Origin of the sequence: Hominenteromicrobium sp., from assembly GCF_046974225.1 — a bacterium.
Classification (GTDB): Bacteria; Bacillota; Clostridia; order Oscillospirales; family Acutalibacteraceae; genus Hominenteromicrobium; species Hominenteromicrobium mulieris.
Genome location: NZ_JBKWAE010000005.1, coordinates 1 through 23,653 on the forward strand (window position 1 = coordinate 1; position 23,653 = coordinate 23,653).

At 54.2% G+C, this 23,653-nt stretch carries 20 protein-coding genes and 1 other annotated feature; of the genes, 15 read left to right on the forward strand and 5 right to left on the reverse strand.

Annotated features, from left to right (window positions below; genetic code table 11):
- Nucleotides 1-199 precede the first annotated feature (199 nt).
- The 9 genes from rbr (at nucleotide 200) to ACLTX1_RS05185 (ending at nucleotide 9,696) form a co-directional block, all read left to right on the forward strand.
- Complete coding sequence (gene rbr, locus ACLTX1_RS05145; protein WP_412330565.1) at nucleotides 200-739, forward strand: rubrerythrin; 540 nt, start codon at nucleotides 200-202, stop codon at nucleotides 737-739.
- Between the two features lie 158 nt (nucleotides 740-897).
- Nucleotides 898-1,764, forward strand: coding sequence for a sugar phosphate isomerase/epimerase family protein (locus ACLTX1_RS05150; RefSeq protein ID WP_412330566.1), 867 nt, complete (start codon nucleotides 898-900; stop codon nucleotides 1,762-1,764).
- Between the two features lie 301 nt (nucleotides 1,765-2,065).
- A complete protein-coding gene (locus ACLTX1_RS05155; RefSeq protein WP_176820188.1) occupies nucleotides 2,066-2,902 on the forward strand; it encodes an Mrp/NBP35 family ATP-binding protein in 837 nt (278 codons plus the stop codon).
- A gap of 323 nt (nucleotides 2,903-3,225) precedes the next feature.
- Nucleotides 3,226-3,455 (forward strand) — a binding site (T-box leader).
- 79 nt (nucleotides 3,456-3,534) lie between these two features.
- The gene (locus ACLTX1_RS05160) at nucleotides 3,535-5,850 is read left to right on the forward strand and encodes an AMP-binding protein (protein WP_412330567.1); all 2,316 of its coding nucleotides are present in this window, start codon (nucleotides 3,535-3,537) and stop codon (nucleotides 5,848-5,850) included.
- Nucleotides 5,851-6,012: 162 nt separating this feature from the next.
- The gene (locus ACLTX1_RS05165; protein ID WP_395506698.1) at nucleotides 6,013-6,948 is read left to right on the forward strand and encodes a diacylglycerol/lipid kinase family protein; all 936 of its coding nucleotides are present in this window, start codon (nucleotides 6,013-6,015) and stop codon (nucleotides 6,946-6,948) included.
- Nucleotides 6,949-7,093: 145 nt separating this feature from the next.
- Nucleotides 7,094-7,942 carry an ABC transporter permease gene (locus ACLTX1_RS05170; protein WP_395506697.1) on the forward strand — a complete coding sequence of 283 codons (849 nt, stop codon included), beginning with the start codon at nucleotides 7,094-7,096 and terminating at the stop codon, nucleotides 7,940-7,942.
- A 13-nt stretch (nucleotides 7,943-7,955) separates the two neighbouring features.
- A complete protein-coding gene (locus ACLTX1_RS05175) occupies nucleotides 7,956-8,687 on the forward strand; it encodes an ABC transporter ATP-binding protein (protein ID WP_308449777.1) in 732 nt (243 codons plus the stop codon).
- A gap of 39 nt (nucleotides 8,688-8,726) precedes the next feature.
- Nucleotides 8,727-9,236: a hypothetical protein gene (locus ACLTX1_RS05180; protein ID WP_308449778.1), complete on the forward strand. Its 510-nt coding sequence runs from the start codon at nucleotides 8,727-8,729 to the stop codon at nucleotides 9,234-9,236.
- An 85-nt stretch (nucleotides 9,237-9,321) separates the two neighbouring features.
- The gene (locus ACLTX1_RS05185; protein ID WP_176820182.1) at nucleotides 9,322-9,696 is read left to right on the forward strand and encodes a RidA family protein; all 375 of its coding nucleotides are present in this window, start codon (nucleotides 9,322-9,324) and stop codon (nucleotides 9,694-9,696) included.
- Nucleotides 9,697-9,797: 101 nt separating this feature from the next.
- On the opposite strand, the gene ACLTX1_RS05190 is transcribed toward ACLTX1_RS05185, so the two are convergent.
- The 3 genes from ACLTX1_RS05190 to ACLTX1_RS05200 form a co-directional block, all read right to left on the reverse strand.
- Entirely contained in the window at nucleotides 9,798-11,159 is a 1,362-nt protein-coding gene (locus ACLTX1_RS05190) for an AI-2E family transporter (protein WP_308449779.1), read from the reverse strand.
- Between the two features lie 133 nt (nucleotides 11,160-11,292).
- A complete protein-coding gene (locus ACLTX1_RS05195) occupies nucleotides 11,293-12,258 on the reverse strand; it encodes a Gfo/Idh/MocA family oxidoreductase (protein ID WP_308449780.1) in 966 nt (321 codons plus the stop codon).
- 23 nt (nucleotides 12,259-12,281) lie between these two features.
- Complete coding sequence (locus ACLTX1_RS05200; protein ID WP_308449781.1) at nucleotides 12,282-12,680, reverse strand: hypothetical protein; 399 nt, start codon at nucleotides 12,678-12,680, stop codon at nucleotides 12,282-12,284.
- A gap of 330 nt (nucleotides 12,681-13,010) precedes the next feature.
- Between ACLTX1_RS05200 and dinB the strand changes: the two genes are divergently transcribed.
- The 3 genes from dinB to ACLTX1_RS05215 are packed head-to-tail and all read left to right on the forward strand — an operon-like array spanning nucleotide 13,011 to nucleotide 16,327.
- The gene (gene dinB / locus ACLTX1_RS05205) at nucleotides 13,011-14,258 is read left to right on the forward strand and encodes a DNA polymerase IV (RefSeq protein WP_308449782.1); all 1,248 of its coding nucleotides are present in this window, start codon (nucleotides 13,011-13,013) and stop codon (nucleotides 14,256-14,258) included.
- A 27-nt stretch (nucleotides 14,259-14,285) separates the two neighbouring features.
- On the forward strand, nucleotides 14,286-15,590 hold the full coding sequence (locus tag ACLTX1_RS05210; protein WP_308449821.1) for a putative DNA modification/repair radical SAM protein: 1,305 nt from the start codon (nucleotides 14,286-14,288) through the stop codon (nucleotides 15,588-15,590).
- Nucleotides 15,569-16,327: a TIGR03915 family putative DNA repair protein gene (locus ACLTX1_RS05215; protein WP_308449783.1), complete on the forward strand. Its 759-nt coding sequence runs from the start codon at nucleotides 15,569-15,571 to the stop codon at nucleotides 16,325-16,327. Before ACLTX1_RS05210 ends, ACLTX1_RS05215 begins: the two co-directional genes overlap by 22 nt.
- A 63-nt stretch (nucleotides 16,328-16,390) precedes the next feature.
- Here the strand turns inward: ACLTX1_RS05215 and ACLTX1_RS05220 are convergent, their stop codons facing one another.
- Complete coding sequence (locus tag ACLTX1_RS05220; RefSeq protein ID WP_308449784.1) at nucleotides 16,391-16,990, reverse strand: hypothetical protein; 600 nt, start codon at nucleotides 16,988-16,990, stop codon at nucleotides 16,391-16,393.
- Nucleotides 16,991-17,123: 133 nt separating this feature from the next.
- Entirely contained in the window at nucleotides 17,124-18,719 is a 1,596-nt protein-coding gene (locus tag ACLTX1_RS05225) for an MGDG synthase family glycosyltransferase (RefSeq protein ID WP_308449785.1), read from the reverse strand.
- 431 nt (nucleotides 18,720-19,150) lie between these two features.
- Here ACLTX1_RS05225 and ACLTX1_RS05230 point away from each other — a divergent pair, with 431 nt between their 5' ends.
- The 3 genes from ACLTX1_RS05230 to ACLTX1_RS05240 all read left to right on the forward strand — a co-directional run bounded on the left by ACLTX1_RS05230 (nucleotide 19,151) and on the right by ACLTX1_RS05240 (nucleotide 23,653).
- Nucleotides 19,151-20,707 (forward strand): VanW family protein, encoded by a 1,557-nt coding sequence (locus ACLTX1_RS05230; RefSeq protein ID WP_308449786.1) that lies wholly within the window; start codon nucleotides 19,151-19,153, stop codon nucleotides 20,705-20,707.
- Between the two features lie 100 nt (nucleotides 20,708-20,807).
- Entirely contained in the window at nucleotides 20,808-22,706 is a 1,899-nt protein-coding gene (locus ACLTX1_RS05235) for an NAD(+) synthase (RefSeq protein WP_308449787.1), read from the forward strand.
- On the forward strand, nucleotides 22,703-23,653 hold the full coding sequence (locus tag ACLTX1_RS05240; RefSeq protein ID WP_412330568.1) for a D-2-hydroxyacid dehydrogenase: 951 nt from the start codon (nucleotides 22,703-22,705) through the stop codon (nucleotides 23,651-23,653). Before ACLTX1_RS05235 ends, ACLTX1_RS05240 begins: the two co-directional genes overlap by 4 nt.

Consider the following 23,653-nt stretch of genomic DNA (forward strand, 5'->3'; position numbering starts at 1 on the left):
GCATGCGGCTGTTAACCGCAGGGTCGTTGGTTCGAGTCCAACAGGGGGAGCCAGATAAAAGCACTTAGCGTATTGCTGAGTGCTTTTTATTTTTTATATGGTTCAAAATCATTTGTTTTTTTCGAAAAACGAGCTATACTTAAGAATGTAAGGTCGCCTTAGGGCGAAATTGATTTTAATGGACATGGGAGGTATTTCTATGGCAAACAAGTATACAGGCACCAAAACCGAGAAAAATCTGCAAGAGGCCTTCTCCGGCGAGTCGCAGGCGAGAAATAAGTACACCTATTTCGCATCTGTCGCGAAAAAAGAGGGCTACGAGCAGATAGCTGCACTCTTTATGAAGACAGCCGATAACGAAAAAGAACACGCAAAAATGTGGTTCAAGGAGCTCATGGGCATCGGCGATACAAAGGCAAATCTCGGGGCCGCTGCGGACGGCGAAAACTACGAGTGGACCGATATGTATGAGGGTTTTGCAAAAACCGCCGAAGAGGAAGGTTTCCCGGAGCTTGCCGCAAAATTCAGAATGGTCGGCGAGATCGAAAAGCACCACGAAGAGCGCTACCGTGCGCTGCTCAAAAATTTAGAGACTGCACATGTTTTTGAAAAGAGCGAGGTAAAAGTGTGGGAGTGCCGCAACTGCGGTCATATCTGCGTCGGCGTCAAAGCGCCGGAGGTATGTCCGGTCTGCAACCATCCGCAGAGCTATTTTGAGGTTCACGCGGAAAATTATTGAGCAAACTCTATGAACGGCTGCTCGGTTCTAAATTGGGCGGTCGTTTTTGTGTCGCTTTGTACAGTGCTTTCGGCTTTTTCCACAAACCAAACGCCGAAAGACTGGCTTGACAAGCCCCTTTTTCGGCTCTATAATGGCGATAAAAGGGAGGAGTTTTCATGAGAACATCCACACAGATCGAAACCGCGTCCGTTCTGGTCGGCGAAGAAAAAGCCGTGGAATACGTCGCAAAAGCCGGGTTTGACGCCTGGGATTTTTCCATGTTTGCTATGTGCGATTACGATTGGCGACTCGGCGCAGTCCGCCCCACAACACATCCGCTTGCCGGGGAAAATTATCTCGCGTTTGCGCGCAAGCTGAAGCAGATCGGCCTCGATAACGGCATCACCTGCAACCAGTCGCACGCGCCGTTCCCGACATCCTGCCCGGAGATTCGCTCGTATTTCAAGCGTGCGATTGAATGCACGGCAGAAGCCGGCGGCAAGATCTGCATCATTCACCCGGATAACGACAAATCCGCCGCAGAAAATGCCGAAATGTACCTTGAACTGTTGCCGTTTGCGAAGGACTGCGGCGTGAAGATCGCCACGGAAAATATGTGGAACTGGGATGATGCGAAAGACGAGTCCTGCTTTGCGGCATGCGCTACCTCAGAGAGCTTCATCGAGCACATCGACGCCGTAAATGACCCGTATCTCGTCGCATGCCTCGACATCGGTCACGCAGAAATGCGCGGCTCCGGTTCAGGCGCGGCGAACATGATCCGTGCGCTGGGCCACCGCCTGCAGGCGCTTCACATTCACGATAACGACCGTTGGCACGATTCCCACCAGATCCCGTTCTCCATGTCCATTGATTTCGCGCCCATTGCCGCCGCGCTCAAAGAGATCGGTTACAAAGGCTGGTTCACGCTGGAGGCCGATCATTACCTCAAAGAAAAGTTCAACGCAGAAAATGTGATTGAGGGCATGAAAGACCTGCACACCGCCGCCGTTCGCTTTGAAAAATTATTTGACGAAGCCTGAAATTAAACTTTCCCGTATCTTGAAGTCAAAAACCGAGGTACGGGAAAAATTTTCATTCCCAAAAACCATGCTTATTTCCTGCGGCATTTTGGCGCTCGCGTTTCTTCTGTTGTTTTTAACGCCCACCGTTGCGAACGATACGCACGAATAGCTTAACTGTGCAGTTCCATAGCTTGTCAAAATCTTGACAAAAGCGGAAGAACAGGGTAGAATAAAAAGACCGAAATATCCTGTTTGATGCGGCGGAATAGCTTACCGCACAAACGAAAAAAGACATTATTTTTGAGAGGAAGTATCAGCAATGAGCGAAAATTGTACGCACGACTGCTCCAGCTGCGGCGAGGAATGTCCTTCCCGCCAGAATCCGGAAAGCTTTCTTGCGCCCATGAATAAGATGAGCAATGTCAAAAAGGTCATCGGCGTTGTCAGCGGCAAAGGCGGCGTAGGTAAAAGCCTTGTCACCTCTATGCTGGCCGTTACCATGCAGCGCCGCGGCTTTAAAACCGCCATTCTCGACGCCGACATCACCGGTCCGTCTATCCCGAAGTGCTTCGGCATCCACGAAAAGGCCATGGGCAGCGATGACGGCCTGTTCCCGGTCAACACAAAGACCGGCATCGAGACCATGAGCATCAACGAGCTTCTGCCGGATGAGACCTCCCCGGTCGTCTGGCGCGGCCCGGTCATCGCCGGTGTCATCAAGCAGTTCTGGAGCGACGTCATCTGGAATGAAGTCGATTATATGTTTGTTGACCTGCCCCCCGGAACCGGCGACGCACCGCTCACGGTGTTCCAGTCCATTCCGCTCGACGGCATCATCATCGTTACCTCCCCGCAGGAGCTCGTCTCCATGATCGTCTCCAAAGCGGTCGAAATGGCAAAAATGATGAACGTGCCCGTGCTCGGTCTCATCGAAAATTACAGCTATGTCAAGTGCCCGTGCTGCGGTGAGCCGTTCAAGGTTTACGGCGAAAGCCACATCGACGAGGTCGCGGCAAAGTACGATCTCAAGGTGCTCGATAAGCTCCCGCTTGACCCGCAGATCGCCTCCCTGTGCGATCGCGGTGCCATCGAGCTCATGGGTGACGGCCTTCTCGATAACGCCGCCGACGCCGTAGAAGCCGCACATCGCGCGTAAAGTGTCATTGATATTTTCATTTTATTAAAATAAGGTAGTTCAAAGATAAACGGTTAAATGTTTATCGGAGGGCGACCCGTTCACACGAAACAGAAAGCCGGATAAAATGCGGGCTGCAATGCCTGTATTTATCCGGTTTTTATTATTATTTCACGTTTTGAGGGCGTAAGTTATGCGCGAAATGCGTGAGACCGCAAAAGTGTGAAGCTTTTTGAAATTTTTGAAAAAACAATTGACATTGAAATGAAAACCAGATAAGATAAGAATATATCTAAAAACAAGTTTTGTCTTTTCAGATATACCCCATATAATACAGAGAAAATATAAAAGCGATGACGAAGACAGTGCGGGCTTTCCCGTTTCAGAGAGTCGGCGGCGGGTGTAAGCCGATACGAAAAGCCCTGTCACAATCCCTTCCGAGCTGAAAGCCCCAAAGTGAACCCGAGTAGGGCTTTCCGCGCCATGCTGCGTCAGTGCATAGGGCTTCATGGGAGCCCGTGAGTGGCCTTTTCAGGCAATTTGAGTGGTACCGCGGATTAACTCCGTCTCAAAGCGATTTGAGACGGAGTTTTTTGCATGAAAAACACCAAAACTATCGATATAGCCATACCAAAACGAAAGGAATGAAGAAATTGGCAAATGAAGCACAAACCCCCGTAACGGAAAAAACAGACCTGAAAGCACAGCTCGCAGAGGTGGCGGAGCGCATTCGCACCATGCGCGAGATCATCGGCCTTTCCGAAGAAGAAATGGCGCAGCGCACCGGCGTCACGCTGGAGGAATACCGCGGCTTTGAAAGCGGCGAGCATGATTTCAGCTTCACGTTTATTTTTAAATGTGCAGAGCGCTTCGGTATCGACCCCACCGACCTCATCAAGGGCACAAGCCCGCGTCTTTCCACATATACCGTCACCCGCCGCGGCGAGGGCCTGCCCATTACGCGCCGTCAGGGCTTTAAGTATTTAAATCTTGCCCCGCTCTTTAAGGGCAAAACGGCAGAGCCCTTTTTTGTCACCATGCCGTATAACGAGGCGGAGCAGAAGGTTGCGATCAAGCTTTCCACCCATCAGGGGCAGGAAATGGACATCGTCATCAAGGGCAAAATGCGCGTGCAGATCGGCTCGCACATCGAAGAACTCGGCGAGGGTGATTCCATTTACTACAACAGCGGCACGCCCCACGGTATGATCGCCGTCGGTGGCGAGGAATGTACCTTATACGCCGTTGTCATGCGCCCGCAGAAGGAGAAAAAGCCCGAAAAGGACACGTTCGAGGCGCTCATAAAGGCCAAGCGGGACCGTGCCGACCGCGAAACGGTCGCAAGCCCGTTTGTGCACACCGAGCTTGACGAAAACGGCATCTTAAAATCCATTGATTTCATGAACGAAGAAAAGTTCAACTTCGCGTTCGACATCGTCGATAAAATGGCGGAAAAAGAGCCGGATAAGCTTGCGATGCTCTGGGTCTCCAAGCACCACGAGGAAAAGCGCTTCACGTTTAATGATATGAAGCGCATGTCGAATAAGACGGCAAACTACTTCAAGTCCCTCGGCATTAAGCGCGGCGATAGAGTCATGCTCATCTTAAAGCGCCACTACCAGTTCTGGTTCGCCATTTTGGCGCTGCATAAGCTCGGCGCCGTCGTCATCCCGGCAACGAACCTTTTAATGGAGCACGACCTCGATTACCGCTTCAAGGCCGCAGGCGTGCGCGCGCTCGTCTGCACGCCGGACGGTCAGGTCGCAGATGAAGCTTTGCGCGCCGCCGAAAGCTGCGGCACCGTTGAATTTTTGATGATGGCAAACGGCGCACGCGAGGGTTGGCTCGATTTCGACGCCGAGGTTGAAAAGCAGAGCGACGTGTTTGAGCGTACAGAGGACACCGCCTGCGGCAGTGATCCCATGCTCATGTTCTTCACCTCCGGCACCACGGGCTACCCGAAGATCGCAGAACACAACTATAAATACGCACTCGGACACTACATCACCGCCAAGTACTGGCACAACGTCAACCCGGAGGGCCTGCACTTCACCATTTCGGATACCGGCTGGGGCAAGGCGCTGTGGGGCAAGCTCTATGGCCAGTGGATGTGCGAAGCGCCCATTTTCACTTATGATTTTGATAAGTTCAATGCACACGACATCCTGCCCATGTTCAAGCAGTACAACATTACCACGTTCTGCGCGCCGCCCACCATGTACCGTTTCTTCATCAAGGAAGACCTCTCCAAATATGACCTTTCCTCCATCGAGTACAGCACCACGGCAGGCGAAGCCCTGAACCCCGAAGTCTACGAGCAATGGAAGCGCGCCACCGGCTTTTCCATTTATGAGGGCTTCGGCCAGACGGAGACCACGCTTTCCATTTACAACCCGGTCGGCTCCGTGCCGAAAAGCGGCTCCATGGGCATCCCGAGCCCGCTTTACGATGTCGACCTCATCCTGCCGGACGGCACGCCTGCGCCGGTCGGCGAAACGGGCGAAATTGTCATCCGTACCGATAAGCACACGCCCTGCGGCCTCTTCATGGGCTATTACCGCGACGAAGAGAAGACCCGCGAAGCGTGGAGCGGCGGCGTATATCACACCGGCGACACCGCATGGCGCGATGAAGACGGCTACTTCTTCTATGTCGGCAGAACAGACGATGTCATCAAGTCGTCCGGTTACCGCATCGGGCCGTTCGAGATCGAATCCGTCATCATGGAACTGCCGTATGTGCTCGAATGTGCCGTCACCAGCGCTCCGGACCCCATTCGCGGGCAGGTCGTCAAGGCGTCCATCGTGCTCACAAAGGGCACGCAGGGCACAGAAGCGCTGAAAAAAGAGATTCAGACCTACGTCAAGACGAACACCGCACCGTACAAATACCCGCGTATCGTTGAGTTCCGCGATGAGCTGCCGAAGACCATCAGCGGTAAAATCCGCCGCGTAGAGCTCAAGGGCTGATTTTAAACCGAATAGACACATAAGCGCCGCTGTATGGCTTTTTCCCGTATGGCGGCGTTTTTTCTATGTTTGTGTGTTCTAAATTCAAATTTTGTTCACCGTTTTTCTCCCGTATTTGCGTATAATGTTTATGAATAAATTTGTGCGTAAAGGGTGAGAGAAATGGATAAAAATTTGGAATACGAGCCGGTACGCGGCGCGCACATTTTAATGATCGTCAACCCCGTTTCCGGCCGCATCGGCGGCGAGCATACCGCCGATAAGCTTGAAGCATGGCTGAAGGAAAACGGCGCCGCCGTTGACCGCTTTGAAACGACCGAAACGGAAAACGGAAGCGGCTACACCGCAAAGCTCGCAGAAAACGACTATGCCCGCGTCGTCGTGCTCGGCGGCGACGGCACATTAAACGCCGTCTTAAACGGCATGCTGCACCGCGCACTGCGCACGCCCATCACATATCTGCCCGCCGGTACCACAAACGATTTTGCCCAGACGCTCGGCATTCAAAAACATCTTTTAGATCCTTATAAGAGCTTTACGGAAACAGAAGACCGCCTCATTGATGCCGGCAAATTCGGCGACGGCTATTTTTCCTATGTCGCGTCGTTCGGCTTATTTACAAAGTGCTCCTACGCCACGCCGCGCACCATGAAGCGCCTTTTGGGCCACTTCGCGTATGTCTTAGAGGGCATGAAGGACCTCCACGCGCTCGACGCCACGCCCCTCACCGTCACGGCAGACGGCAAATTTTTCGAGGGCACGTACATTTTCGGCGCGTTCAGCAACTCGCTTTCCATCGGCGGCATGTTGAAATACGATGAAAACAGCGTCGATATGAACGACGGCAAGCTTGAGATGCTTCTCATTCGCAAGCCGGAAACGCTCCCTGATCTGCACCGCCTCATTCTGGCGCTCAAAAACAACGATTTTTCGGACAAGCACATCGATTTCGCTTCCGCGAGTACGTTCCGCCTGCATGCCGCAGTGGGCTTTGATTGGTCAATCGACGGCGAATACGCCGCAGGCGGCATCGATACCGTCATCCGCTGTGTCAAGGATGCCGTGTGCATCGCCGCGCCGCGTGTCGAAAACGGTTGATTTTTCCTGCAAAACGTGTATAATAGCAAAAGCGATACTGCCTGCGGACTGGAAGAAGGCCGGGCAGTAAGCCTATCCTATCCACCATATTTTCGGAATGCCTTTTTAGGTACGCGCGCTGCGCGGGAAAGGAGGTGCGGCCTGTATGGCCTCATCTTTTGAAATCAAATCCACCAGACCTTCGGTGGGTGAAACCATCGTCACCATCGTTCGGGATCACATCGATTACCGAAAACAGATCTTTAAGCTTGCGGGCTCCGACCTGCGCCGCACATACCGTGCGTCCGCACTCGGTTGGTCTTGGGCCATCATCAAGCCGCTTGTCACGATTTTCGTTTACTGGTTCGCATTTGCCGTCGGCCTGCGCCGCGGCGGCGATATCGAGGGCTACCCGTTCGTGCTGTGGCTCATCAGCGGCATCGTGCCGTGGTTTTATATGAGCGAAATGCTCACGCTTGGCACCGAGTGTATTTTGCGAAACCGCTATCTTGTTACCAAGATGAAATACCCGGTCTCCACCATTCCGACGTTTACCAGCATCTCCAAATTTTCTGTGCACCTCATCTTGATGATGATCACCATCCTCATCTTCGTTATCACCGGCAACGAATTGACCATCTACCTTGTGCAACTGCCGTTTTACATGCTGTGCAATTTCCTGTTCTTCACCGGCTGGGCTATGTTTGCCGCGCCCATCGCCGCCATCAGCACCGATTTCTCAAACCTCGTCAAATCGTTCGTCACAGCGGTGTTCTGGCTTTCCGGCGTGCTTTTCCAGGTCGATACCATGCACAAGGGCCTCGCGCATAAGCTTTTGATGCTGAATCCCGTCACGTTCCTGTGCAACGGCTACCGCAACTGCTTCATTTACCACACGTGGTTCTTTGACCAGCCGAAGCGCCTTTTGTATTTCGCCGTCTGGCTCGTCGTCATTTACGCACTCGGCATCTGGAGCTACCGCCGCACCCGCAGCGAAATGGCGGATGTACTGTAAGGAGGGCAAAAGCATGAGCGAACAAAATAGCATTGCCATCCGTTTTAAAAATGTCTGCAAAACGTACAGACTGTATACAAGCAGCCGCCGTCGCCTTTTGGGGCTGTTTTTCAAAAGCGTGCCGCACAAAACAAAGCACGCCGTCGTCGATATGAACCTCACCGTCGAGCGCGGCGAAGCCGTCGCCATTTTAGGACGCAACGGCGCGGGCAAATCCACCATGCTTAAAATGATCACCGGCGTCACGTTCCCCACAAGCGGCGAAATTTACGTCAACGGCATCGTCAGCGCGCTTCTGGAGCTCACAAGCGGCTTTGACCAGGAATTTACCGGCCGCGAAAACATTTACCTCAAGGGCCGCATTTTGGGCCTTAACGATGAAGACATCGCAAAGCTCGAGCCTGCCATCATTGATTTTGCAGAGCTCGAAGAATACATTGACCAGCCTGTGCGCACGTATTCCAGCGGTATGAAAGCGCGCCTCGGTTTTTCCATCTGCGTCAACATCAACCCGGAAATCCTCATCGTCGATGAGGCGCTGTCCGTCGGCGACCGCGCGTTCCGCGATAAGTGCACCAAAAAGGTGAAGGAGATCATGCAGGGCGACATCACGCTTCTGTTCGTCACCCATTCGCCGGAGATTGCCAAAGCGTTCTGCACCCGCGGTATCGTGATGAAAAACGGAAAGATCGTGTTTGACGGCACCATCGATGAAGCCATCGACTACTACGCCACAAAATACTAAACTACCCCTTCGATTTTGAAACCGGAAAGGAAATTTACCATGAGAAAACCCAAAAAGCTTACGGCGCTCTTGCTCGCGCTCACACTGCTTTTCGCCTGCGCCGCCTGCGGCAGCGGAAACAGCACAACAGACAGCGGCAAAACCATCTCGGGCACGCTGCCGGAGATTATAGACCGCCTGTATGACACCGTAGATGTCGATGACGAGCAGCGCGATTTTCTCAAAAACAGCGTCGGCACGGTCGAGATTCCGAAAGACCAGTCTGCGTATTACTTCGGCGTCGAAAACCTCGATTTTGAAGAAGCCGTCGCGAGCGAGCCGCTCATCAACGCCATCGCGTTTTCCGTTTGCCTCATGCGTGTCAAGGACGGTACCGACATCGACGAGCTGAAAGCGGAGATCCGCCGCAGCGCGAACCCCGCCAAGTGGATCTGCGTGGATGTCAACCCGAACGACGTGCGCGTGGAAAGCGTCGGCGACCTTGTCCTGCTCATCATGGCGGACGATTCCGAAAAATACAGCGAAGCATTCTACGCCCTCGCCGAGTAAAAAGCAAAACTTGACGAAAACGCCAAAAATCGCTATGATGAATATAAACGCGGCGTGATGCCGTGTGACGAAAGGAAGTTATATCATGCTGAAGAAAATCGATACAAAGAAAGCCCCCGCAGCCATCGGCCCGTATTCGCAGGCCATCGTTTGCGGCAATATGCTCTTCACCTCCGGTCAGATTCCGATCGACCCCGCAACGGGCGACATCCACGGTGCAGACATCACCGAGCAGGCAGAGCAGGTCATGAAGAACCTCGCCGCCGTCCTCGAAGAAGCCGGTACCACGTTTGAAAACGCCGTGAAGACCACCTGCTTCCTCGCCGATATGGGCGATTTCGCCGCGTTCAACGCCGTCTACGGCAAGTATTTCACCGAAAAGCCGGCACGCTCCTGCGTTGCCGTCAAGACCCTGCCGAAGAACGTCCTCGTCGAAGTGGAAGTCATCGCAGCGCTTTAATTTCCGCAAAACAAAAGGCATACGGTAAGCGAAAAACGCTTTGCCGTATGCCTTTTGGCATATAAAAAGCGCCGTACGGGTTCCCGTACGGCGCCGAAAAATCACTTTTTCTTGCTCGTTTTAAACTTCGGGAACAGCGGCTTTTTACCCTGTTCCTTTTTCTTTGCCGCGCGTTCCAAAACGGGGGCGCACAGCGGGCGGCCCTTAGAATACCCCGCCGCGTAGTGAGAGCTTTCCAGATATGGGTATTTGCCCGGTTCTAAATCAGCGTTTGAAAGCCCGCGCGCCGCAAGGCGGTTCGTTGTCACGCGGCGCATCACCGTGTATAGAACCGCTGCAATCGGTGTGCCGAGAATAATGCCCAAAATGCCGAACAAATTGCTGAAGATCGTCACGGCGGTCATCACCCACACGCCCGGCAGACCAATGGTCGAGCCCACGACCTTCGGGTAAATGAGGTTGCCCTCAAACTGCTGAAGGCAGATGAAGAAGATGACGAACCATACAGCATCCATGGGGTTTACGATCAGCAGCAAAAACGCGCCGATGCCGCAGCCGATGTACGCGCCGAGAATCGGTATTAACGCAGTGATCGTCACAATGCACGAGATGAGCAGCGCGTAGTCAAACCCGATAAGCGACATGCAGATGAAGCACAGGCAGCCTAAAATGACACACTCCGTCAGCTGGCCGCGCACAAAGGAAGAAAACACGTTGTTCGAGGTTACCGCAATGTCTGCCAGCGTTGCCACCACCTTTTTCGGCAGCAGGGAATAGGAGACACGCTTTAAGGAAAGCAGCAGGCTCTCCTTGCTCGTCAGGAAGTACGCGGAGAAGATAACGGAGAGCACAAACGTGAAAATGCCGCTCGCCACATTCACGGTCACGTTTACAAGCGAGCTGAAAAAGTTCGTCGTAAACTCCGTTGCGCCCGATAAAATCGAAGACCAGTTGAAGTTATTCAACGAATCCACCATCGTGGAAAAATCGAGGTCAAACTGCTTGGAAAGCTCGTCTGCCCATTTGGCAATCTGGTCTGCATACACCGGAATATTCACGCGTGCCGTCTCGCCGATGAGTTCTAAAGACTTGAAAATCTCCGGCACGACATACAGCGTGATGGCGAGGAGGATGAGCACGATCACCGCATAGGAAAGCGCCACGCATACCGGGCGCTTCAGCTTTTTCCACACCTTGTTGTCACTGCGTGTGAGCCTTCCGAACACCGTGTTCTCAAACAGATTCAAAAACACATTTAAAATGTACGCGATAAAAAGGCCCAGAATAAACGAGCTCACCGCGTTAAAGAGCACGCCGCCCACCTTCGAGACCGCATCGAACTTGAACAGTACGAAAATCAGCCCCACCGCAAAGGCGGCAATGGCAATGCCGGGCTTTACATAGTCCCACGGGGTGTATTCCCGCATCGGTTTCTTTTCTGCAGAATGGTTTTCTTTTTCCACAATGACCCTCCGGTTTCCAATACACGTTAAGGCGATACCGCAGGCTTCGCCCTAAAAATGACCCGCCGCACACGGAAATGCGCGCGGCGGGTGCTCAGAGTTTTTTATTTAAGAATTAAAATAAGAATTAAAATCAGAACGTCGCCTTTGCGCCAGTCTCAAATGCCTTGTAAGCACCGTCCATCAAACGGGTCAGCATCACAGCCTCGTCAATCGTGAACGGAGACGGCTTGCCGTTTACAACAGCATCGATCCACTGGTCGATCGGCAGCGGCTCCTTTTCCGGCAGCTCAAGGTCTACCCACTTGCCTTCGGTCGCCTTGCCACCCCACTGTACGCTGTCGCCGTGTACCATCACAGCGCCGTCCGTGCCGCTCACTTCCAGCGTGTACGGGTTGCACTCGGAGACAAAGCCGGTCTCGGAAACGCCGATCTTGCCGTCTGCAAACTCGATGACGGAAACCGCATTATCCTCAACGCCGCGGTTCGTCACCTGCGTGAACGTGGAGGTAATGGATTTCGGCTCTCCCAGCAGCCAGTAAAGCGTGTACATCGGGTGTGAGCCAAGGTCTATCATTGCGCCGCCGCCGCACTGTGCTTTATCGTAGAAATGCGGGGGAAGCCAGTTTGCGGAGCTGCCGTTGTGTACGTTGCGCACGCGTGCGTAGGTCACACGGCCCAACTTGCCGCTGTCCATCAAAGCTTTTACCGCGCGCAGCGTCGGGAACGTGCGGTGCGGGTAAGAGATCGTAAATACCTTGCCGGAAGCCTTCACAGCCTCGGCGACCTTCTCTGCGTCCTTGGGGTCGATGGTGAGCACCTTCTCGGTGAAGATGTTCTTCTTCGCCGCCGTCACCTTCATCATGATCTCCGGGTGGTCGCAGGTCGCAGTGCAGATGACCACGCTGTCAATGCTCTCGTCGCCGAGTACAGCGTCAAGGTTTGCGTTGAACGGCAGGTTCATTTCATCGGCGAACTTCTTGCCGCGCTCTGCGTCGTTGTCCCAAACTACAGCGACTTCCGCGTTCGGGTTGTTCAGTACACCCGTGGTGTACTCTTTGGTGTGGACGTGCCAGGTGCCTAAAATTGCAACTTTCATAGTTTTCAAACTCCTTGCCCTAATCAGGTCTTTTGTTTAAACTGCTTATGGCAGCGCTGGCAGGTGACAAGAATTTTACCGCGTCCGCGCGGTGCGCGCAGCTGCTGGCGACAGCCCGGACAGCGGAAGTACTTGTATTGCTTGCGCTCGCGAAAAGCCGTTTTCTTAATTCTAAACCATTTTTGCACCGGTGTCCATACCTTTAAGAAAGAATAATATTCTTTTTGCCGCGCGGGGATGTTGCGCGAGAACATACGGAACAGCGCATAGATGTAAAGTGCGTAAGAAATAATTGCGAGCGGCCAGAACCAGAAAATGCGCGAAAGGAACATCACGATGATACCGAGGATCATCAAAACAAGGTTCAGTTCGTCCGTGCCGTACCGGCCGTACATAAATCTTCTCAATTTTTCAAGAAACAAATAAAAACACTTCCTTAGAAATGAGGGTATAGAGATAAGGTTAAAAATAAAATTTTACAGTTAAAAGTATAATGCGCGAAAAACTTTTTTTCAAGAAAACCGAGACTTCTTTCACACTAAGTTTACACTTTGTTCTTAGGGTAACACTAAGGTAACAAATTGTGCATAAATCTCTGCGGTTTCAGAAGCAGAACATCACAGGACACAAGCGGACATCTTTTTCAAAACGCGCTTTTTCCGGTATTTACCGCTTGACAAATCAGAACGCATGTTCTATAATAAGAGCATAGAGAACGCATGTTCGTAACGCGCCGAAAGGAGGCAAAAGCCGTGGATCGGGTCATTCTGCACATCGATATGAATAACTTTTATGCCTCTGTGGAGACGCTTTATGACCCGTCGCTGAAAGATATTCCCATGGCGGTCGGCGGCGATAAAGAGCGTCGCCACGGCATTGTCCTCGCGAAAAATATGCTCGCGAAGGCCAAAGGCGTCAAAACGGCGGAAGCCCTGTGGGAAGCGGAACGCAAATGCCCCGGCATCAAGTTCGTCCCGCCGCATTTTGAGCGCTACGCAAAGTATTCGCGCCTTGCAAAGGAGATCTACATGCAGTACACCGACATGGTGGAAAGCTTCGGCTTAGACGAGTGCTGGCTCGACGTGACCGGCAGCCGCCGCTTGTTCGGCAGCGGCCGCGAGATTGCGGAGGAAATTCGCGCGCGCGTCAAAGATGAGCTCGGGCTCACGGTGTCAATCGGCGTGTCGTTCAACAAAATTTTCGCAAAGCTCGGCAGCGACTATAAAAAGCCGGATGCCGTAACGGAGTTCACGCGCGAGAATTTTAAAGAGCTCGTGTGGCCGCTCCCGGCGGCAGACCTGCTGTTCGTCGGCAAATCGACGCAGGAAGCGCTCAGAAAATACGGCATCTACACCATCGGCGACGCCGCAAAGGCCGACCGAAAGCTGTTAAAAAGGCTGTTCGGCAAGGCGGGCGAGCAATTAAGTATGTACGCAAACGGCGAAGACAGGTCGCCCGTGCGCCGTGTGAACGAGCACGAGGAGGTCAAAAGCATCGGCAACAGCACCACCGCCGTGCACGACCTAAAAGACGACGGCGAAATTCGCGCAGAGCTCTACATGCTCTCCGAAAGCGTCGCACAAAGATTGCGCGAAAAGGGCCTTTGCGGCTACAACGTGCAGCTTTCCGTGCGCAAATATAACCTCGAGACCTACCAGCGCCAGAAGATGTTGGAGACCGCCGTGGCGGATTCCAAAAGCATTTTCGACGCCGCCTACGGCCTTTTCCGCGCCCACCACACGGGCGAATCCATCCGCAGCATCGGCGTGCGCGTGTCGTCGCTTGTGCCGCTCGGCATGTCGCAGTGCTCGCTGTTTGAAGATGCCGCACGCGGGCAAAAGGCCCAAAAGCTCGAAACGACGGTCGATTTTCTGCGCTGCAAATACGGCGGCGACATCATTGACCGCGGCATCAAGGTGATGCACAAAGACCTCTTTCAGTCCGCTGCGGAAAACCGCCGCACACACGTCGAAAACCCGTTTAAGGGCGTCGCGCTTTAAGATAGGGAGAACAGCATGAACACACAAATGGACACCATGGAAAAGCTGCGCATTTTATCGGATGCCGCAAAATATGACGCGGCGTGTACCTCAAGCGGCGTAAACCGCGCAGGCGTAAAGGGGCAGCTCGGTTCTGCCGCCGCGTGCGGCATCTGCCACAGCTTTGCAAGTGACGGCCGGTGCATCTCCCTTTTAAAGGTGCTAATGACGAACATATGTGCTTATGACTGCACGTATTGCCTCAACCGCCGCTCAAACGACACGCCCCGCGCGACGTTTCGCCCGCAGGAGCTGGCGGATCTGACCATCAGCTTTTACCGTCGCAATTATATTGAAGGGCTGTTTTTAAGCTCCGCCGTATTCGGCTCGCCGGACATCACCTGCGAAAGAATGCTCGAAACATTGCATATTCTGCGTAACGAGTATCACTTCAACGGTTATATTCACGTCAAAGCCATTCCCGGCGCGGACGAGACACTTTTGCAGCAGCTCGGCCTGCTTGCCGACCGCATGAGCGTCAATATCGAGCTGCCGTCAAACGACAGTCTAAAGCGCCTTGCGCCGCAGAAATCGAAGGAAAACATCCTGCTGCCTATGTCGCGCATTCGCGACGGCATCAAGGAAAACGCGCACGATCTCATACGGTACAAAAGTGCGCCGCGCTTCGTACCGGGTGGGCAGTCAACGCAAATGATCATCGGCGCAACGCCGGAAAACGACCGATGTATTTTGCAGCTGAGCGAAGGACTTTACCACAAGTATTCTTTGAAGCGCGTGTTTTACTCTGCGTATATACCGGTCGTGCAGGACAGAAATTTGCCCGCGCTCGACACCGCGCCGCCGCTTCTGCGCGAGCACAGGCTCTATCAGGCCGATTGGCTTTTGCGGTTTTACGGCTTCACGGCGGACGAATTATTGAGCGAAAAAACGCCCGACCTCGACCCTATGTTAGACCCGAAATGCAGTTGGGCGGTGCGCCACCCGGAGGAATTCCCCGTGGAGGTGAACCGCGCGCCGTATGAGAAATTATTGCGCGTGCCGGGCATCGGCGTGGTGAGTGCAAAGCGCATCATCCGCGCCAGACGGCAAGCCAAGCTCGACCACGAGGGGCTGAAAAAGCTCGGTGTCGTCTTAAAGCGTGCTTCGTATTTTATCACCTGCAACGGCAAAATGCAGTGCCGTTTGCGCACAGACGAACCGGCGGTTTTGGCGGGCATTCTGCGCGACCGCGGGCTGCCGCAAGGCGGCATACAGCCCGAAATTCCCGAGCAGCTTTCATTATTCAACCCCACAAAGGAGGACGCGGTAAAATGTCTGACCGGACAACTGTAATGTATTACTACGACGGCACATATAACGGCTTTCTTTCCTGTGTGTTCGAGAGCTTTGCGGAAAAAGAAACGCCTGCCGCGATTTTGCCCGTTGATGAAGCCGACCAGACGTGTTTATTCGGCGCGAAGTATATCGAGACCGACCTGCGCCGTGCCGAGCGTGTGCGCGTGTCGATTCCGAAGAAAATGGGCATGGAGGCGCAGGATATTTTGGAGCGCGCGTTTTTTACCTGTATGCCCGAAAAGGAACTGCGTATGCTGGAATTCATGCGGTTGGGGTACAAGGTCGGGCGCGGCGTGTGCGGGCGACTGACCGAGCCTGCCGTCGATAAGATCACGAAAGCGGTGCAGTTCCTTGAGCGGGAAGCGCACTTGTACCTCGGTTTTCTGCGCTTTGCGGAGTACGGCGACGTTCTTATCGCGCAGATTGAGCCGAAAAACAGCGTTTTACCCGTTATCGCGCCGCATTTTATCAACCGTTTTTCCGGTGAAGATTTCATGATCTTCGACCGCACGCATAAGCTTGCTTTATTATATAAAGACGGCGCGACGGAATTTTTGCAGGCAGAGCACATCGAGCTGCCGCCGGAATCGCCGGAGGAGGAGAAATTCCGCGCCATGTGGCGCACGTTCTACGACACCGTGGGCATTGAGGGCAGACGGAACGACCTGTGCCGCCGCACCCACATGCCAAAGCGCTACTGGAACCGTATGACGGAGATGCGGGATAAAGTTTGAGATAAAATGAGAATGAAAAAGGACGGCTTCCGGGGAAGCTGTCCTTTTGAAGTTTTACTAAAATTACGTTCGCGGGGTTTGGCAGACGATGTCTACAAAAAGGCGGCCGTCGGGGAGAAAGCTGACGCCGAGTGACGCGTCGCAATTTTCAGACACCGACCAGTATTCGTTGTAGACCTCGCCGAAGCCGACGGCGTCGGTGCTCAGGCGGTCGAGGTGCGTGGAGATGCGGTTTTCAAGGCCGGGGTAGGTGGTCGGCTCGCCGTACTGCGCGGTGAGGGTGCTGAGGAGCTTTTCGGGCAGCTTACAGTCCGCATCGGTCGGGTTTTCGACGAATAGGATCCTGCGGTAGCCGTAAAGCGTATCGGTGTTGAGATCGAAAAGCAGGTAGACCGAAAAATCACGGTTTTCGAGCGTTTCGGTCCGGTCTAAAACGTAGGCGTTGGCATAAAGGTCGTCTTCCTTGTAGGTGAGATTTTCCGCATCGAGCGCCGCAAGTACTTCGTTTTTCGTTTCGCCGAACATAGCGGGATAATCGAGCGCTTTGGCGCCTTTTTCCGCCGAGCAGGCGGTGAATCCGAGCAGAAGCAGGAGCAACAGAAAAACGGGGAATGCGCGGTTTGCGGCATAGTACGCAAAATGAGAAAGCGAGCGCTTTTTCATGGTATGACCTCCTGTTCAGGACGATGTTTTTTATCTTGATTATAGAAAAGTGCGGAGAAAAAATCAATCGTCAAAGAAGATAAAAACGAGGGGGCGTTTGTTGGGTGAAATGACGGGCTGCGGTGAACGTGCGTCAATCTCCAAGCGTAATAAACTGCGTATGCTCCGGCAGGTTTTGAACTTCGGTTTTCAAAAACGCCGGTCTTAAATCAATATACGGCAGCTCTTCAAACGGGAACCACGCGAAGTGGACGCTCGGTTCATTCGGGCTGTCGAAACGGTCGCCGCGGGTGATGAGATCGGTGCCGGAAGCGTCTACGGTGAAGTAGGTGCAAAGCTCGTGGTAACGCTGCTTTTTGCCTGTCGGGGTGAAGAAGCTTTGGGCAATCCACACGGCGCGCTCCGGCGCGACGGTGACACCCAGCTCTTCTTTTAACTCGCGCGTGAGGGCGTCCTCGGCCTTTTCACGCATGGTGACGCGGCCGCCGGGGAGGTAGTAGTGCTCTGCGCTGTCGTCTTTTGTGACGAGCAGCTTGCCGTTCTGCACGATGATGGCGGCGGTGCGGAAGTTGAACACGCCTTTATCCGTGGAGAATGAGATGTTCGGGTTATACGAGGCAAATTCCTTTGCGAGCCTTACGGCGAGCGCGACGATGTTCTCGTTCGCGCGGGATTTGTCGAATGTGCGGCAGCTTTCGCGCATGCGGCGCAGACGCTCTTTATGCTCGATGAGCGAGGACACGACAGCGGAGAAATTCTCCTTTGTGACGCGCACGCCCATATCGTGCGTTTGCAGGAAGTTGGCGTTATCTTCCTCCTGACCGGGAATGGCGTCGAACACGGCGAGCGGCAGGTTGCATGCGAGCGCTTCCGAGACGGTGAGGCCGCCCGGCTTTGTGATGATAAGGTCGGACGCGTGCATAAAGCGCTCTACTTCCGTTGTGAACTGGACAAGCTTTGTCTTTTTCGACGAGTTCGGAATTTCGCTTTCAAAGAGCTTATAGAGCTTTTTGTTATTGCCCGTGATGATGATGATCTGTAAATCGAGTGGGGAGGAGCACAGGCCGCGGTAGAGGTCTGCAATGTTGGAGACGCCCATGCTGCCGGCCATGAAGAGCACGGTGGGTACTTCCGGCTCGAGGTCCATTTCGGTGAGGAGTTTCGCCTGGTCTTCCTTGTCGAAGAAGACGTCGTGTACCGGGATGCCGTAGGGGTAGATATGCTTTTTCGGAATGCCGAGACGGCGCAGGTCGTTCACCATGTCGTCGCAGGCAACGACGTAGGCATCGACATTCGGGGCAATCCACGCCTTGTGCACGCCGTAGTCTGTCATGAGGCAGATGAGCGGGCAGGTGATGCGGCGGCGCTCCTTTAAACCGGAGATCATCTCTGTTGCGAACGGGTGCACGCTGATGATGACGTCCGGCGCGACCTCCGCTAAACGCGGATAGAGCTGGAGCGCCAGAAGCTCCGTTGTGCGGGGGACGAAATCCGCAAGGGGATTATCTTTATTTGTCGTTTTGTAGAGGCGGCCGAAGAGAGACGGGGTCTTCTTTGCCATAAAGAGGTAGCTGTCGCAAATGGTTTTGTCGAGCAGCTTGCCGATGCTTTTTAAGAAGTCCATTTGAATGACTTCGTGGGTGGTGGTTTCGCGTATGTATTTTTCAAGTGCCGCAGCCGCGCGCAGGTGGCCGCCGCCGGTGGCACAGGTGAGAATCAAAATGCGCATGATACCGCTCCTTTTCAATAGCCTTTTCATCGGGTGTGTCTGAAAAATCAAAACTTATTTTCAGATACTCCCTGTCCTTTGCTCCAGTTTATCACATTTTTTTGTGAATTTCCATATATTGCGCGGAAATTAAGAAATCAAATCCGAAAAAAGAGTGAAATTTGCGGAAAATTTGCATTTTTCTGGAGACTTTTTTGCGGCTTTGCGGTATACTTAAAGTAAGCGGAGAACCTATATGCGTTCAAAAACTTTTAAGACATATTTAAACGTATGTCTTTACAAGAAAAGATGCGGCAGGTATAATATTCTCAGCCGGTATTTTGTCGGCGAAAAGGAGAGAATATCTGCAAAACGTAAGTCGGTACGATACAGAAAAGCGGCTGTGAGAAGCTGCCGGGATTTTCAGAAAGGCGATCTAGAAAGGCGATCTCATGTATAGACATAAAACGAAAAAATATCGCGCGGCGGCGGTCGGCGCAGTTTTGGCGGCTGTCTTGATGCTGGGCTTTGCGGGCTGCGATAAGCTGCCGACGTCTTCCGACTCTGCGGCGACGGCGGCGCCGACGCCTACCCCGGAGCCGGAAGACCTGACCGTGTTTGCGGAAGGTACTACGATGGACGGCATCGACATTTCCGGCATGAAGCTCGCGGAAGCCGAAAAGGTGTGCAGAGCAGCGGCGTTAAAGCCGTATGCGAATATCAACGTCACAGTGAAAAGCGGCGATACCGAAATGACCGCCAAGGGCAGCGAGCTGACCGTTGTGGATACGCTGGATATTACGCTGACGCGGCTTTTGAAATCGAGAAAAGCGGGCGACTACGAAATGACGTACTGCCTGACGCTCAAGAATTTTGAAAATGAATTAAAACAGAAGCTCGGCGATTTCGTTGTGCAGGCTAAGGATGCGACCGTAGGCTCTTATGACTTTGACGCGGGCGACTTTATGTTTGAGGACGCCGTGAACGGCAAAAAGCTGGACGTTTACGGAACGCTTGCCGCCGTGAAGGCGCAGTTCCTTAAGAAGACGAGCGGCGAAGTAGAGGCTGCTTTGCAGGAGACCGCGGCGAAAGTGACCGTGGACGACCTGAGAAAAGATTTCGGCATGATCTCCTCGTTTGAGACGGTCTCGACGAATACGGAAAACGGCAACCACAACATGGGTCTGGCGCTTTCTCGCGTGAACGGCACGGTTTTGAACCCGGGCGACACATTCTCTTATGAAAACATCGTGGGCGATTCCACAAACGCTTCCACGGGCTTTTTGCCGGCGGGCGGCCTTTCCGGCGGCGCGCTGGTGCAGATGTACGGCGGCGGCATTTGTCAGGCTTCTTCAACGATCTACGGTGCTGCGCTGCGTGCGGGTATGACAATCACGCTGCGCGACTGCCACTCTTCACCGTCTACGTACGTGCCGATCGGTCTGGACGCGACGGTGAGTTACGGTGAGATCGACTTCCAGTTCCGCAATGATCTTGACACCCCGGTGTACATTATGAGTTGGATGGACGGTGTGACGCTGCATGTGCAGTTCTACGGCAAGCACCCGAAAGAGTGGGACACGATCAATGTGTATTCCCAGACGACGAGCGAGATCCCGCCGCTGGACACTGTGAAATACGTGGTGGACCAGAACCTTAAAAAGGGCGAAAAGGTGCTTTCCACAAGCGGCAACTGGGGCTACGAGGCGAGCGCTTGGCGCGATTTTGTGAAGGACGGAGAGGTCATCCGCACCGAGACGCTGCCTTCCTCCTACTACGGCCCAAGCGGTACCATTTACCGCATCGGCCCGGGCACGGAGACGTCTTCCCCGAGCCCGACACCTACGGCAACCCCGACGGCAGCACCCACTGCGACCCCTGCGCCGACGGCTGCCCCGACTGCGGCACCTACGCCGGAGCCGACCCCTGCGCCGACCGCAGAACCGACGGCGGCCCCCACAGAGGAGCCCACACCGGAGCCTGTGACGGCGGCCGAAACCGGCGAATGAGAATAAAAACAGTTTCCCCCTGCTCTTTTTTCGGCAGGGGGAATTTGTGCAAGTGAATATAATTGTGTCACCTCCGGTGACACTTGAGAGGAGCTTATTTGTGAGCATAAAAATAGACGGAATGGTGCGCGTAGCGGCGGCTACACCGCACGTGAAGGTGGCGGACTGCCCGTACAACAAAAACGAGATGGCGAAGATGATCCGCGAGGCGGCCGCAAACGGCGCTTCGGTCATCGCATTCCCGGAGCTTGCGATGACGGGCTACACCTGCGGCGACCTGTTTAAGGACAGAAAGCTGATGGAAAGCGCGAAGGCGTGCCTGTTTGACCTCATCGAAGAGACGGAAGACCTCGATATTCTGTGCGCGGTGGGTATGCCGATCCCGTCCGGCGGGGCACTGTATAACTGCGCGGCGGTGTTCAGTCGCGGCGTTTTGCTGGGCCTGCCGGCAAAGCAGCATATTCCGAATTACTCCGAATTTTACGAGCTGCGCCATTTTTCCCCCGCGCCGGAAAGCGGCATGCTGCGCTATGCGGGCGACTGGTACGGCTGCCGTGACGTGGTGTTTGAGCTTGCGCCGGACGTGACCGTGGGCGTGGAGATCTGCGAGGATGTTTGGGTGGCAGACCCGCCGAGCGTGACGCTTGCAAAGGGCGGCGCGACCGTTTTATTAAATCTTTCGTGCAGCGATGAAATTATCGGTAAGGCGCAGTACCGCCGCGACATGCTGCGCATGCACTCCGGTCGTCTGCTTGCAGCGTATGTGTACGCGGACAGCGGCTTTGGCGAAAGCACGACGGACATGATCTTTGCGGGACACAATTTGATTTGCGAAAACGGCTCGTTACTGAACGAGAGCGATTTGTTTACGAACGGCATCACCTACGGCGACATCGACGTGGAGCGCCTTGTGCAGGAGCGCCGCCGCATGAATACGTGGCAGGACGAGCCTGTGTGCGACATCATCGACGCTTCGATGGACTTGCCCGAGTTTGAGACGACGCGCACGGCGTACCCGTACCCGTTTGTGCCGAAGGACGACGCCGACCTTTCCGCACGCTGCGAGACGATCCTCAAAATGCAGGCGACGGGTCTCGCGACGAGACTGAAGCACATCGGCTGCAAAACGGCGGTCATTGGGCTTTCGGGCGGTCTCGATTCCACGTTGGCGTTGCTTGTGACGGCGAACGCGTTTGATATGCTCGGCCTGCCGCGCACGGGCATCCGCACGGTATCGATGCCATGCTTCGGCACGACGGCGCGCACGAAGAGCAACGCGCAGTGCCTTGCGGAAGAGCTCAAGGTGCATTTTGACGAAATTCCGATTGCGAAGGCGGTGGAGCAGCACTTTAAGGACATTCAGCACGATCCCGAGGTGCTGGACGTGACGTATGAAAATTCGCAGGCGCGCGAGCGCACGCAGCTTTTGATGGACATTGCGAATCAGCACGGCGGCATTGTCATCGGCACGGGCGACCTTTCTGAGCTTGCGCTCGGCTGGGCGACGTACAACGGCGACCACATGTCGATGTATGCGGTGAACGCGTCTATCCCGAAGACACTGGTGCGCCACCTCGTGCGTTATGAGGCGATGCACGGCAACGACGAGCTGCGCCGTGTTTTACTTGATATTTTGGACACGCCGGTCAGCCCGGAATTATTGCCGCCGAAGGACGGCGAAATTTCACAGAAGACGGAAGACCTTGTGGGGCCGTATGAACTGCATGATTACTATTTGTATTATATGCTGCGCTTTGGATTTACTCCGCGTAAAATTTATGCGATGGCGCTGCGCTCATTTGCGGGGCAGTATGACGCCGAGACCATTAAAAAGTGGCTGAAAACGTTCTACCGCCGCTTCTTCCAGCAGCAGTTTAAGCGCTCCTGCCTGCCGGACGGCCCGAAGGTGGGCTCTGTGACGCTTTCGCCGCGCGGCGATTTCCGCATGCCGAGCGATGCGTGCAATACGGTGTGGAGAGAGGAGATCGAGACACTGTGAACATTTTAGTTGCGATGGAGACGAAGCCCTATCAGCGCGTGTGGCTCGAAGAAGTCGCGCCGGGGGAGACGTTTATTTATAAAGAGGGCAAGGCAGAGCGCGAGGACGTGCAGAACGCGGATATAATCCTCGGCAACGTGAGCCCGAAGCTCATCTCGACCGGCGATAAGCTTAAATGGTTGCAGACGAACAGCGCGGGCGTGGACGGGTATATCCACGGCTGTCTGCCGAAGGAGACCGTTTTAACGAATGCAACGGGCGCGTATGGCCTTGCGATTTCGGAATACATGGTCGCGGTGTGGCTTGAACTTTTAAAAAAGCTGCATTTGTACCGCGATGTGCAGCGCACGGGCAAGTGGTGCGACCTTGGGCAGGTGCGCTCGGCATGGAACTCGACGGTGCTGGTGCTCGGCCTCGGCGACATCGGTGGGGAATTTGCGAAGCGTGCGAAAGCGCTGGGCGCAAGGGTGATCGGCGTGCGCCGCACGGGTACGGATAAGCCCGATTTTGTGGACGAGCTCATCCACACCGATAAGCTTGACGAATATTTGCCACAGGCGGACTGCGTGGCCATCACGCTGCCGGGCACGACGGCAACGAAGGGGATGTTTGCCGCAGAGCGCATGGCGAAGATGAAGGACGGCGCGATTTTATTAAACGTCGGCCGCGGGATGATCGTCGACACAGATGCGCTGTGCGCGGCGCTGAAAAGCGGGAAGCTGGCGGGCGCGGGCGTGGACGTGACCGACCCGGAGCCGCTGCCCGCAGATCACCCGCTGTGGAAGATGGAAAACGCGGTCATCACACCGCATATCTCCGGCGGATACCATTTGCAGGAGACGCACGACCGCATTGTGCGTATTATGGCGGAGAATTTAAAGCGTTTTCTGGCGGGTGAGCCGCTTAGAAATGTGGTCGATTTTTCGACCGGCTACCGAAAACTGTAA